Genomic DNA, 12,209 nt, shown 5'->3' with positions numbered 1-12,209 from the left:
CCCGCCGCTCCATAGGGGTTGGAGTGGCAGGGCTTTGGTTCCGGTGCGCGCCTGGCCGGGTGCTCAGGTGTTGTCGAACGAACCTGCCTTGACGCCTGACACGAAGGAAGAGTACGCATCGGCCTGGATGTCCAGAACGGGACCGTCCAGGCGCTTGGAGTCACGGACGGGGACCACGCCGCGCGCGGCGACGATGTTGTGGGCGACCTGAACGCACTGGCCGCCATTGTTGCTGTACGAGGACGTGAACCATTGCAAGTGTTCGGTCGTCACGGAGTGCCCTTTCCTAACTTGCCGATCATGGCCACCGCCTCCGCCTGGGAGGGGGATTCACCTTGCAGTTGATGGTAGGCCGTCAGCATCGGCAGTACGAACGTGGATTCGCGTTCGAGATGGCCCCGCTGGGCGGACTCGGCGTACGACATGAGCGAGCGGTCCGGCAGGGTCAAGATCGTGACCGGGAGATCGAACGGACGGCGAGCGCCCATGTCGAAGGGGGCCACCTGTAGGAGCGTGGTCGGCAGGTCGGCGAACTCCAGCAAGCGCGCCAACTGCCCCTCCATGACGGATGAGCCGCCGATGGGGCGACGGAGACAGCTCTCATCGAGCACCGCATGAACCAACGGCGGGGGCGTGCGCTTGAGGGCGGCCTGCCGTTCGACGATGAGGGCTACCCGTTCCTCCGCCTGCTCGTTGGAGATCGCCCCCCGCTTGACCGCGCTCTGGGCGAGCACAGCCGCGTACTCCGGAGTCTGAAGCAGGCCAGGGATCACGCCCACTTCGTAGAGCCGGATCTCTGCCGCCTGTGCCTCATGCTCGACGAACTGCGGGAAACCTTCCAGCAGACCGGTGTTGCGCACTTTTCGGAACGCGCGCTCGAACGCGTCGCGTGTCCCGAACACCTTGTCCGCACTACGCGCGAAGCGAAGAGTCGGCAGTTTGCGACCAGTTTCCACCGCCGAGATATGCGTACTGGAATAGCCCATACGCTCGGCCAACTCTTCCTGGGTCCAGCCCCGTTCCTCCCGTGAGCTGCGCAGACGTGCGCCGAAAGCCGCTTGAGGCGAGCTGTCCGGATCTAACTCCTTGCGGTTCAAGGGGCGTTCACCAATCTTTCGTGCCGGTCTGACAAGTTGAAGCGTTCCCGATACGGGACCACGCTGAACCTCCTGAGTAGTCATAGCACTACGGAGAGGAGTCATCATGTCCGGCGAGAATGCCCCCGCCAACCCACCCGGTCGTGGTATCGGTGCGGTCGTACTTGTCCGCAACAGCTACGGCGACATCCTGATGGTGAAGCCCAGGTGCAGGCACGCCGACCAGAAGCAGGGGTGGCAGCTTCCGGGCGGCCGAGCGCACGAGGGCGAGCCCATCACCGTCGCTGCGGCCCGCGAGCTGCTGGCCGAGACCGGCCTCAAGCGCAAGCTCTCGTACTTGCTCATGGTCGACCAAGTGCCCGCGAGCGAGGGCGAAACGAGCGCCGACGGCATCAGCTTCGTCCTCGACGGCGGGACACTCGACAACGACGAAGCAGCCGCGGTGACGCTCCCCGAGAGCGCGCACGGCAAACTGTCCGCCGTTGAGTGGGTCCCGCCCGGGCAACTGGACGAACTCGCCCTCCCCCATCAGGCTGCCCGGATTCGCGCAGCCGCGCGCGCGTTCGCCTACGGCATGAGACAGCCCATGTTCCTGCTCGGCGAGATCGCCAACGCGTAGGCCCGACCCTCAAGCTCTGCAACTGGGGTCTACCTCGGCGCCCAGCCACCCGGTGGGACCGGCGGTGGCGGAGGGGTCGGGGGCGGTGGAGTCGCCTGGGGCGGTAGCAGGTCGATCGGTTCGCGCAGGCGCAGCGTGGCGGGAAGGTCCAGCTGCCCCTTCCGCGACGCGACCTCGATGTCGCGTACGGCGAGTTTCACTTCGACGGCGCACTGCCCGCTGCGTACGGCGACCAGCAGCCCGTCACGGACGACCGCGATCAGCCCCGAGATCTTGAAGACCACGATGAGGTCCACACCCACGGTGGCGGCAGGTGCGCCGTCCACGAGGAGGTCCACCGAGGGGTGGTGCCTGGAGGTGATGCGGTGGGTGGCCAGCGCGACGACCTCCTCGCTGGCGGGGTACCGGCGCGTCCGGCGAGCGGCCTCTCTGAGGGCCTGGTACCTGTTCCACCCCATAGCGAGCAGGGAGACGAGATCGAGGTCGAGGAAGCCGTTCAGGACAGTGGCCAGTTCCCCCTCGACGGCCCGTGAGGCCGGTGAGGTCAGGCCGTGCCCGCCCGGGAGCACGCCTGCCGCCGCGCGATGGTCGTGCAGGGCCTCGGCGAGTACTTCAGCGGCCTCCTCCTCGGGGCCGAGCAGCAGAGCCCGGACGGTGAGGGGCTCGACAACGGGAGCCGTGGTCATGGGTCCTCCTCCACGGTCTGGTCGCCCGGGTCCGCATGGGGTTCCAGCCGTACGGAGTGGGTCGGCGGACCGGAGTCCGGCGGCTCGGCCACCTCAGTGGTGGGGGCGGTGGTCGGGCGCAGGCGGCAGCGGATGTGGCCCTGAGCCCAGCCCCTACTGCGGTGGTGCCGGATGAAGAACGCGGACCCGACGGCGGCCAACAGAGCCACGCCGAACAGGCTCGACCCGACGACCATGCCGACGGGGACCGCGTTGTCGAGGCCGGGGCTGGGGTTCGGGGTCGGGTTGGGGACGATGGTGGTCGGGTTCGGCGTGGGCGGCGACGGTACCGGACCGTCGCCCGTCACGGTGAACACGGCCTCGTCGGCCACGTCCGTCTGGGTCGCACACTGGGCTCTCACCGTGTGCCGGCCTTCGGCGGAATCCGCTTGTACGGAGAGCTGAGCGTCAAAGGTCCCGTCGGCCGCGGTATCGACCGTCTCCACCGCCTGCCCGTCCCCCGACAGTTCCACTTGCGGACAGTTGAACCCTGAACCGGACGCCTCGACAGACCCGCCGCTGGTCGACAGTGACGTGGGATCGAGCGTCAGGTGAGGGTTCGAGGTCGGGGACGGGCCTAGGGGCGTGGGCGGGGGCGTGGGCGGGGACGGCTGGGGGCTGGGGCTGGTCACTTTGAAATGCGCCTCGGCAGCGAGCTCCGGGTACCCGGCGCAGACCGCCCTGACCGTGTGATCCGCCGTCGGGTCCGCGTCGGACGGAACGCTCGCTTTGGCTGTGAACGAGCCGTCCGCCACGGTCAGTTCTGTGGGCGGATCGACCGCGAGCGGGCTTCCGTCCCAGGTCAGCGTGACCGTACCGGGCTGGCCCCCGCCGCTGGCGCCGTTCGCCGGACAGTTTTCGAACCCGGAGCCGGTGACGGTCACCGACGTCTGCACGGGTCCCTCGCCCGGGTCCAATGCCAGGGTCGCCGGTCCGGACTTGGCCGTCACCGTGAACTGTGCGGTCGCCTTCAGTTTCGAGTCGACCGTACAGCGGGCGGTCTCGTCATACGTGCCCGGAGTCGCATCGGACGGAGCGGTGACGTCGGTCTCGAACGCGCCCTGGGCATCGGCCGTGACGACGCTGGGGTTGCCGCCGTTGCCCCAGGTCACGTCGATCGGGCCGGGGGTCGGCTCGGCGCTGGGACTGGGACTGGCGCTGGAGCTCGGCCCGACGACACTCGGCGACGGATACGACGGATACGACGGATACGTATGACAATTGTCGAATCCATAGCCGTGGACGCCCACCCGGCTGCCGGCCGCCCCTTGGGTCGGATCGAGCGTGATGTACGTGCTGGCCACGGCCTTGACCGGCGAGGTGGAGGCAACAGCGGCAACCGGGCCGACAGCACCGGCAGTGGCAACAGGCGTACCCCACGCGACCGCCGTGCTCAGGAGCACCGCGGTCAGCGAGCGGCCGACCAATCGGGCTAGGGGGAACATAACCCTCCGTGAGCTGTTCCCCAATTCTCCTCCGGCTTCCGCCGGCCCGCTCTCCGAGGAGGGCGGGCCGGCGGTGCCCGGGGCCGTCCGCTACCTGAACAGACGGTCGGCGCTGGTGGCCATGCGGTGGGTGGAACTGTGGTGGTTCACCCAGTCACGTACGAGATTGATGGCGTTGGCGCACTGCCAGCTGTTGTCGTACTCGCGCACTCCGGTGAAGGCGCCGTAGCCCGCGATGATGCCGTCCACGCGCGCATCGCCGAGCAGTTTGTCGACGTACCACGGGTCGTTGTACGTGGTCGTCCAGGACAGTGTTGCCGCGAGCTTTCCGGCGGCGCGGTCCTGGGCGCCCTTCTTCAGTTCCGCGCATGTGTTGTAGGTGGGTTCCGTGCAGTTGCCGAACCCCTTGGTGATGTCGGAGTCCCCGTAGTCCATCGCCCGGTGACCGGTCGGGAATCCGGAACCGGACCGGTTGAAGGCGCCTTCGGCCTGGTCACGGGTGCCGGTCGTCGTGATGCCCTCCAGGGGGCCGAGGCGGTTCTCCAGGCTCTGCCAGCCCCTGCCCCCGACGTCCGGGGTGCTGCCGCCGTGGTACTCGTAGAAACCGTAGAGCACCTGAATTCCGGCACCCGTCAGCCGCTGCGCCTTGTCCCGCAGTCCGGCGACGCTGCATGCGCGGTTGGGCGCTTCTCCGCAGTAGTTCGGGTCCTTGATGTCCAACCAGACCAACGCCAGCCGGCGTCCGGCCTTGGCGTTGGAGACAATACGGTCGATCATGCTGTCGAAACTGGGGCCGTACCGGTTCTCACCGGCCGAGGAACAGTCGTGATAGGCGCGCCATTCGTTCGGGTTGTACCAGGCGCACACGTCGATCTCGATGCCGTTGGCGCCGTGGTTGAGCGCGGCGTCCACACCGTCCAGGGTGTCGACCCGGTGCGCGATGGCGTAGATCGCGTGACGCTGATCGGCTGCCGCCGCCGGGGCCGTACTGAGCGCGGTGGCACCGACGATCCCGCACAGTGCCGCCACCAGCGCCCATAACATCCGCAGTCTGGTGCCATGTTTCAGGTAACTGGTCAACATACGTACTCCTTAAAATGAAGACAACAGGCCGTCCATCTCTCGCAAAATTAGCGTGCCCGGGGAAATTTTCCTGGCATGTTCTCGGCCTGCCTGCGTCATCAAATGGCCATGGTTTAGGCCGAGTTGACGCGCACAAATGGGCATTGCGCGTGCCTGCACGCACACGGAAACTGAGCCTTTTCCAGACCCCACCGGAACGTACCGGCCAGGCCGCTACCGCACCGCAGCGCTGGCCAGGACCGCGTCGACCTCACGGCTGTCGGTCGGTTCGGGCGACTCGGTGACGCCGAGGAGGAAGGCCGACTGGTCACCGCTCTGCGCGACGATGGTGAGACGTATCCGGCCTGACCTGCCGCTCTCGTCGTGCACGCTCAGCGCCACCGTGTACGCGGGGCGGCCGCTCACCGTCGTGGCCCGGGACTCCTCCAGCGTCGACTTGCCGTCCGGGTAGAAGAACTCCGCGTTGGACCGCGCCGCTGCCTCTGTGTTCCGCTGCAGGGCGGACTCGTCTACCGGCCTGCCCCGCCCGGCGAGCACGGCAGCTCCGCCCTGGCCGTCGGGCCCCTTCGTGGTGATCGAGGAAGTGAAGGCCTGGATCAGGCCCTTGCCGTCGTTGCGCTTCCAGCCCTCGGGTACAGCGTACGAGAGGCCGGCCGCGCTGTCCGTCACGCGCGGCCGCCCGGCCAGCGGGGAGCTGTCCTCGTCCCGGGTCGACCACCACACTGCCGCCCCGGCGAGAAGCACCAGGACCAGCGCGCCGACGGCGCCGACGATCCAGGCGCTCCGGGTGCGCGGCCGCCCGGACTGAAGCGGAGGCATCGGCGGAAGGGGCGGCGGGCTGACCGAGAGCGGTGTTGTCATGGCCCCAGCTTCCGGTTCCCGACCGGGCGCGGACCTGAGCGGTCGTACTCAGTTCCGTACTCAGGTACTCACGGGTGCTCACGGGTACTCAGCGACTGCATGGCCGCCGGGGAGGTTCTGCTGGAGATGTCCAACCCTTCTTCCTTGTACGTCGTGACCATGTCACCGGTCTGTGACAACGGTGTCGTGGAACGACGACGCCGGTAGCCGTTCCGTTCACAGCCCCCTCATAGTGATCAAGCAAGTACCGAGAAGCCGTAACCGCTTCAGCTTCAACCACCGCATACCAAGGGGTCCTTCATGTCCGGCAACCGCCGCAACGCCTTACTCGTCTCCGCAGCCCTCGTCGGCGGCGCCCTGCTGATGACGGCGTGTCAGGACTCGGACTCGGGCTCCGCGCAGGGCTCTTCGTCCGCCACTCCGGCCGACAAGACGGCCACCCCTCCCGGCTCGTCGACCACGGGCGGCAATCAGGGCGGCGGGCAGGCCTCCGGCGGGAAGAGCTCCGGCGGGCAGGGCTCGGCCGCCGGGACCGGCTCCGGCACGGGCGGCAAGGTCGGCAAGTGCCGCACCGACGAACTGAAGATCACGGCGTCGGACACCACGATCACCGGCGACACCGACGGTACGGTCACGGTGCACCTGAAGAACACCGGCGGCCACAGCTGTGCGATATCCGGGTACGCGGGCGTCGACTTGAAGACCACCGCGGGGCCGCTGTCCGCGAAGCGCAACGGCGAGAAGACCAACTCGATCGTCCTCAAGAGCGGGCAGTCCACGGACTTCGGTATCTACTACCCGATCAACAACTCGGGCGGCTCGGGCGTCCGCATCACAGGGCTGCTGGTGACCCCGCCGAACGAGACGAAGACGGTCTCCCTCCGCTGGCCGGGCGGCGGCTCGCTGCCCGTTACGGAAGGCGGCGGCTCCGCGGTGAAGGTCGGCGCGATCGGAAACGCCGGTCAGGGCGGCTGACCCGCGCGTATTGCTGATCGTTTCAGAACGCCGTCCACGAGACGGTGACCTCGTTGTGGATCGGTCAGTTACGCGGTTGGCGGTTGAGGGTCGTGAACCACTGGATGACCGCGGTGGTGCCGGTGACCTCCGTGCCGAGATGGCGTGAACCTTGGTAGTCGTGGGGGCCGAGGTCGATGGGGGTGAGGTCGAGCCCGCCGGCCCGGAACTGTGCCTGGCAATGGTCGGTGTTGGCGGTCACCGCCTGTTCGTCGCCGGTGGCGTAGTAGAGGCGCGTCGGGGCGGCGGGGAGCCAGCCAGCACACACGGAATCGGCGGTGGCGAGGGCCTTGGCGAAGGGCGCGTTGGGGTGGCGGAGCAGGTCGAACCCGCGGTGTGTGAGCAGCTGGTCGAGTGTGTCCGGCAGCGCCGCGAGCATCTGCTGCCCTGGGGTGTCACCGTTGAACAACCTGTCCACCTCGGCCGCGTACGGCGTTTGGAAGACGTCGGTGGGCGAGTCGTACAGATGGTGCAGTCGGTTCCAGGAGACCAACAGGTACGTGGCGTACGTGACCGCGAGCTTCGGTGGGACGCGGTTACCCGTCAGGAGTGCGGGGATCTCGGCGTGCTGGAAGTCGTAGCCGCCGCTGATCGGCGCGAGCGCACCGAGTCGGAAGTGCGGATCCGCTCCCTCCTGCAGTGCTCTGGCCACGCCGAGAGCAGCCGACGCCCCCTGGGAGAACCCGGTGACCAGCACCGATGCCGCGCCGTCGTCTGCGGCAGAACGAGCAGGCCACTGGCGGTCGTCGGCCGTCCCGACGGGTCGATGGTGCGGTACAGCAACCGGTACAGGTCGACGCCGTCCTGGATCAAGTCGTGGGGAAAGTGCTCCTGCTCAAGCTTCGCGGCGACCTGGGCACGGGTGAGGGATCCCAGCCGCACCGGTGCGGCGCACGCCTACGGCAGGTGGAATACGGGGCTGTCTGCGCGGCGGGTGCGCTCTCGCGCCAGGGGGCCGTAGCGTTGCTGCCATGTGCTGGAGCGCGACGGCCGACCTCGTTGCGGGTACGGGCATCGCGGCCGTGGGAGTCGCCTCGGTGACCCTGGCGGCCCGACACCCCCGTGACCTGCCGCTGGCCGCGCTGCCGCTGCTCCTCGGGAGCCATCAGATCATCGAGGCCGCGGTCTGGCACCACGACGGCGGCACCGGGCCCGCCACGGTGGCCTGGGCCGTCATCGCGCTCCCGCTGCTGGCGTTGTGGGTACCGGCGGCCGTGTTGTGCGCCGCGCCGCCGCGCGCCCGTCGCCGTCTGCTCATCCCCCTGGCGGCAGGAGTCGCGACGGCGACGGCGCTCGCCTACGCACTGGCGACCCGCACCGTGACGGCCGAGATCCGTGGGCACACCGTCGGGTACTTGCTGGGGCTGCCGCACCCGCAACTGATCGTCGTCGGCTACCTCTTCGCCACCATCGGCTCCCTGCTCCTGTCCGGCGACCGGGGCCTCGTCCTGTTCGGTGTCCTGGTCGCCATCGGAGCCGCGGTGTCCGCCGTGCTGTGGCGACAGGAGTACATCTCGACGTGGTGCGCGTTCGCCGCGGTGTGTTCGGTGGCCCTGACACTCTGGGTCAAACGGCGTCGTCCACCACTTCCTCCACGGCCGTCAGGTCGAGGCTTTCGAGCAGCGTGAATTCAGCCGGCCAGGGCGGCACCCGTGGGGGTGCCGCCCTGGCTTGTGGGATGCGGTCCGGTCCGCTCTCGGAACGGCTTGTCCCACTCTTACCCGCGGGGGGATCAGTGAATGCTGGGCAGGTAGGCGTAGCAGCCGGCCAGGTCCTTGGTGGCCTCAAGAAGGGTGTCGCCGGTCTTCGGACCGACAACGCCATCCTCCTGCAGGCCCGCCCAGTGCTGGAGGGCGTGGATCGCCCCATTGGTGTCCGGACCGAAGGAGCCGTCCTCGTCGACGACGTGGTAGCCGGTCTGGTAGTGAAGCGAGTTGGAGATCTCCTGGACGCACAGAACGCTGTGGTACGCGTTTGCCTTGCCGTAACCGACCCACAGGGACCCGGAGTTGGGGACGGCCTGAGCGGTGCCCATGGCGCCGACGGCGGCAAGGGCGGCGGTCGCGAAGAGGAAAGCACCACGACGCTTGATGTTGCGGCTCAAGGTAACTCCAGAAGGTGGGAGAGAACTGATCGTCAGTCCCTGGAGTCTGCCGTGGCCCACTAACAGGTCACCAACACGAGCTCGCATGAGAGACGGTCGAAGGGAGCGCGGTGGGCGGGGGTGGGGCCCGTACGAAAGGGGCCACTCCCCTGCAGTCACATGGCCGGAAGTCAGGGGACGGGGAACGAGAGCCATATGCCGTGGTGTGCCTGAAGTTGGCCGATCCGGGCGGGGAGGGCGCGGTTGAGTTCCCGTAGTTGGGCGCTGTGAGTCGCGAGGAATCGCCTCCTCAGTTGCTCCCGCAGCGGGGACCGGATCGCTTCGACGGGGGCCATACAGGCCGTGTACGCGACGGCCAGGTCCGCATCCGTCCGGTCGGCGGCGAGACGTCGGTCGGCGACGGCGAAGAGGCCTTCCTCGTCCGCCGCCTCGATGCCCCTCGCGGCGAGGCAGGGGCCAAGGCCCCGGAACGCCTCGCGTACGGCCGGGACGGCGCGCAGGCCCGCCACCTCCGTCATCCAGGCCGACTGCGTCGTGGCATACAGATCCCGGAAGCCGCGCATGGCTTCCGCGCCCTGCCGGAGACAACGTTGCCCCGCCGGTGAGACACCGGTTGATGCGTCCGCAGGGCTCGGGCCGGGCAGGGCGACGGGGACAGCACCGAAGCCGTGCTGCCGGATGAACTCAAGATCCGGCAGTTCCGCGCGGCGGATGTAGGCGGGCGGCGGGTGGTCCGGCAGCGCCGTGCCGTGGGAGCGGGCGCAAGCGCGACTCGTCGCCTCACCGATACTCTGGGCAAACGCGTCCAGGCCCTGCGACCAGCGGGTCTCGGCGCCGGTCGCGGGCAGCACGAGCGGGGTGATGTCCTGCGGTACGCCGTACGTGAAGCGGACCGGGTGTGTGCTCATCGGCGCCGGGGCGCTTCGATCGCTGGAGCAGGCGGCCAGGGTGACCGCGCACAGGAGCACGATCACGGCGTACAGACTGCGGGGCGGCGACACGGTCCTCTCCTGCGCGGACGGGCGTCAGTGGGTGATCTCCACGGTGGGCACCCCGTCGTCGTCCCCGGAGGCGACGCTGAAAGGGGTACCGGCTTCCAGCTCGGGCACGAGGACGTACTGGCCTACTGGGTAGCTGCCGTTACGGACAAGGAAATATCCCGCAGATCCGAACTTCCAGCCCGACGAGGTCTGGTACATGCCGGCGTACTCGTTGTCGCGGAGGCGCCCGGGGTTGTAAGCATGGGTGAGGCTGAGGCCGTGGCAGGTGCTGGAGGACGACTTGATGCCGATGGTGCCGTACGTGCCGTCCCCCGGACTGATGGTTGTGGTGACGCACTCCTGAGGAGCAGCACTCGCCGTCGTCCCCGGGGCGCCGAGTGCGCCGGCTGTCAGACCTGCCAGCGTCAGCGCGATCCATGTCTTCCTCATGCGATGTCTCCCACTTCGCAGAGTTGTCGGATGTACGGATCTGCCGGACTCCCTCACCGGCAGCCGTTGAGCGTGCGCCCACCCTGACCGACCGCTCCCGCCTCGCGCCACTCCGGTTCCACTCAGCGGACCGCCTCGCGGGCCACGTCCGTCGTGCCGCCGCTGACGTGCGTAAATGCCGTTTGACGGCTCCCCGAGCGGGGGTGATAGTTGCGTGCCGAACTGAAACGTTGGTTCGGCATGTGCACCAGGGGTGGGAAGACATGCAGGGCGAGAACCAAGAAGCCGTATCCGCGTATGCGGCGGCGCAGACCCAGTTGCGGGCGGGGCGGCTCGCCCAGGCGCGGCGCACGGCCGAGGAGGCGCTGGAGGCAGACGGGCCCGCCGCTCCTCTGTTTCTGGTGCTGGGGCAAGCGCACGTGGCCGAGGACGACGATGATCACGACGATCGTGCCGAAGCCGCCTACCGTGAGGGCTTGAAGGCCTTCCCGGACGACCTGGACCTGCTCGCGGCCTACGCGGAGCTGTGTCTGCGCAGTGACTACATCGAGCGCCCGGCCAGGCATCGGCGCGGGCCCGAACTCGCCGCACAGCTGCGGGAGTTGGCCCCAGGTTCCCGGCAAGCGCTGCGGATCGAGCAGGTCGCCGCGGGTAAGGGGAGGAGCAGTGTCCGGCTGCCGTCGCCAGGTCGTACACAGGCGCACGACGTACGTCTGGTGCTCGCCGCCGTGGGCGATCCTGCCGCCGCGGCCGCGCAGGCCCGCGCGCACGCGCAGACCCGGCCCGACGACGACCGCCTGGCGACGCTCGCCGAGACTCTGGACGCGCTCGCCCGCCCCGGCCGGGCGCCAATTCGGTGGATGGTGCGCTTCCCTCTGCGCACACTCCTGATCCATGCCGTTTGGTGCATCGGGCTGCTCCTGGCGGTCCCGGCATTCCACTGGGACGGCTGGCTACGGGCACTGGCGTTCGTCGCCGCCGTTCCGACCGGTCTACGCGACATCCTGCTGCGCCGAGCCCGCCGCCGAACTGATCCGCAGCCACTCGCCGTTGCTACGGAGTCCATCGACGTACCCGGCTTTCCCGTCCTGCCGCCGGTCCCGGCGTACTCGCGTCGCGAGGTGACGGCGGCCGGGCTGGTGCTCGCGGCAGTCCTGACGGCTTCGGCGGGCTCAGGTATCTGGAGCTATCGGCAGTACGTCGCGTATCCGCGCTACACCGTCGCGGCACCGGACCGCCTGCGGGGCTATGAGCGGCTGGAGGACACACCGATCCAGCGGCTGCTGGAGAACAACCTGCGCGAGACCATGGCGGGGAGCGGTGCCACCACCTTCACTTTCGTCTACGGGAACAGTGGGCCGAAGAGGCAACCGGTGCTCGGGGCCGCCCTGTTCGGGGCGGTCGGTGACTTCCACGAGATGACGTCCAAGGATCTTGAGTCGATCCAAGGCAGCCTCGACGCGACCGGGCTGACCACGGTCAACACCTGGAAAGCCGACCCCGGCCGCCTCGGCGGCACCATGCGGTGCGCGGCCTACCGGGCGCTGGTTGGCGGGCAGTTCATCGCCTGCACCTGGGGCGACAAGGGCAGCATCGGCACTGTCCTGTCACCCGACGCGGGCCAGGGACAGGGCGCTGCGGCAGAACTGGCCCGACAAGTACGGGAGGCAGTGCTCCACCAGGGAAGCCCCGCCAACGACGTCTGAACCACTGCCTCACGCTGCTGATCTGGGGAAATCCACTTGAATGGGCGCCGGGTGGGCATGGCAGGCTTGCGCGGTGATCGTTGAATTGGCTCCGCACTCTCTGAGCTGGGACGAGGTGGACCCCG

At 68.6% G+C, this 12,209-nt stretch carries 14 protein-coding genes; 4 read left to right on the top strand and 10 right to left on the bottom strand.

The genetic code is table 11. The features are described from left to right. Nucleotides 1-63: 63 nt before the first annotated feature. Nucleotides 64-273 carry a DUF397 domain-containing protein gene (locus tag BG418_RS03865; RefSeq protein WP_188272200.1) on the bottom strand — a complete coding sequence of 70 codons (210 nt, stop codon included), beginning with the start codon at nucleotides 271-273 and terminating at the stop codon, nucleotides 64-66. Beyond that, nucleotides 270-1,097, bottom strand: a complete 828-nt coding sequence (locus tag BG418_RS03860; RefSeq protein ID WP_188272199.1) for a helix-turn-helix transcriptional regulator — start codon at nucleotides 1,095-1,097, stop codon at nucleotides 270-272. The genes BG418_RS03865 and BG418_RS03860 overlap by 4 nt, the downstream gene beginning before the upstream one ends. A gap of 106 nt (nucleotides 1,098-1,203) precedes the next feature. Here BG418_RS03860 and BG418_RS03855 point away from each other — a divergent pair, with 106 nt between their 5' ends. After that, entirely contained in the window at nucleotides 1,204-1,716 is a 513-nt protein-coding gene (locus BG418_RS03855; RefSeq protein WP_188272198.1) for an NUDIX domain-containing protein, read from the top strand. 29 nt (nucleotides 1,717-1,745) lie between these two features. On the opposite strand, the gene BG418_RS03850 is transcribed toward BG418_RS03855, so the two are convergent. The 4 genes from BG418_RS03850 to BG418_RS03835 form a co-directional block, all read right to left on the bottom strand. Then, a complete protein-coding gene (locus BG418_RS03850) occupies nucleotides 1,746-2,402 on the bottom strand; it encodes a hypothetical protein (RefSeq protein ID WP_188272197.1) in 657 nt (218 codons plus the stop codon). Further along, a complete protein-coding gene (locus BG418_RS03845; RefSeq protein ID WP_188272196.1) occupies nucleotides 2,399-3,886 on the bottom strand; it encodes a hypothetical protein in 1,488 nt (495 codons plus the stop codon). The genes BG418_RS03850 and BG418_RS03845 overlap by 4 nt, the downstream gene beginning before the upstream one ends. 90 nt (nucleotides 3,887-3,976) lie before the next feature. Continuing rightward, a complete protein-coding gene (locus tag BG418_RS03840) occupies nucleotides 3,977-4,969 on the bottom strand; it encodes a phospholipase (protein ID WP_223184243.1) in 993 nt (330 codons plus the stop codon). Between the two features lie 213 nt (nucleotides 4,970-5,182). Next, a complete protein-coding gene (locus BG418_RS03835) occupies nucleotides 5,183-5,830 on the bottom strand; it encodes a hypothetical protein (protein ID WP_188272195.1) in 648 nt (215 codons plus the stop codon). A 300-nt stretch (nucleotides 5,831-6,130) separates the two neighbouring features. Here BG418_RS03835 and BG418_RS03830 point away from each other — a divergent pair, with 300 nt between their 5' ends. After that, on the top strand, nucleotides 6,131-6,805 hold the full coding sequence (locus BG418_RS03830; RefSeq protein WP_188272194.1) for a DUF4232 domain-containing protein: 675 nt from the start codon (nucleotides 6,131-6,133) through the stop codon (nucleotides 6,803-6,805). Between the two features lie 64 nt (nucleotides 6,806-6,869). Here BG418_RS03830 and BG418_RS03825 read toward each other — a convergent pair whose 3' ends face one another. After that, the gene (locus BG418_RS03825) at nucleotides 6,870-7,496 is read right to left on the bottom strand and encodes a hypothetical protein (protein ID WP_223184242.1); all 627 of its coding nucleotides are present in this window, start codon (nucleotides 7,494-7,496) and stop codon (nucleotides 6,870-6,872) included. 319 nt (nucleotides 7,497-7,815) lie between these two features. On the opposite strand from BG418_RS03825, the gene BG418_RS03820 reads away from it, so the two are divergent. Next, complete coding sequence (locus BG418_RS03820) at nucleotides 7,816-8,472, top strand: DUF6629 family protein (RefSeq protein ID WP_188272193.1); 657 nt, start codon at nucleotides 7,816-7,818, stop codon at nucleotides 8,470-8,472. Nucleotides 8,473-8,576: 104 nt separating this feature from the next. Here the strand turns inward: BG418_RS03820 and BG418_RS03815 are convergent, their stop codons facing one another. The 3 genes from BG418_RS03815 to BG418_RS03805 form a co-directional block, all read right to left on the bottom strand. After that, the gene (locus BG418_RS03815) at nucleotides 8,577-8,948 is read right to left on the bottom strand and encodes a peptidoglycan-binding protein (protein WP_223184241.1); all 372 of its coding nucleotides are present in this window, start codon (nucleotides 8,946-8,948) and stop codon (nucleotides 8,577-8,579) included. A 170-nt stretch (nucleotides 8,949-9,118) separates the two neighbouring features. Beyond that, nucleotides 9,119-9,949 carry a hypothetical protein gene (locus tag BG418_RS03810; protein WP_188272191.1) on the bottom strand — a complete coding sequence of 277 codons (831 nt, stop codon included), beginning with the start codon at nucleotides 9,947-9,949 and terminating at the stop codon, nucleotides 9,119-9,121. A 24-nt stretch (nucleotides 9,950-9,973) separates the two neighbouring features. Beyond that, complete coding sequence (locus BG418_RS03805) at nucleotides 9,974-10,378, bottom strand: hypothetical protein (protein WP_188272190.1); 405 nt, start codon at nucleotides 10,376-10,378, stop codon at nucleotides 9,974-9,976. Nucleotides 10,379-10,641: 263 nt separating this feature from the next. On the opposite strand from BG418_RS03805, the gene BG418_RS03800 reads away from it, so the two are divergent. Further along, nucleotides 10,642-12,084 carry a M48 family metallopeptidase gene (locus tag BG418_RS03800; protein ID WP_188272189.1) on the top strand — a complete coding sequence of 481 codons (1,443 nt, stop codon included), beginning with the start codon at nucleotides 10,642-10,644 and terminating at the stop codon, nucleotides 12,082-12,084. The last annotated feature ends 125 nt before the right edge of the window (nucleotides 12,085-12,209 follow it).

The organism is Streptomyces sp. CBMA152, assembly GCF_014596475.1.
In the GTDB taxonomy this organism is placed as follows: Bacteria; Actinomycetota; Actinomycetes; order Streptomycetales; family Streptomycetaceae; genus Streptomyces.
Note: the sequence above shows the minus strand (reverse complement) of the source record. Positions and strands in the feature narration are given on the sequence as shown.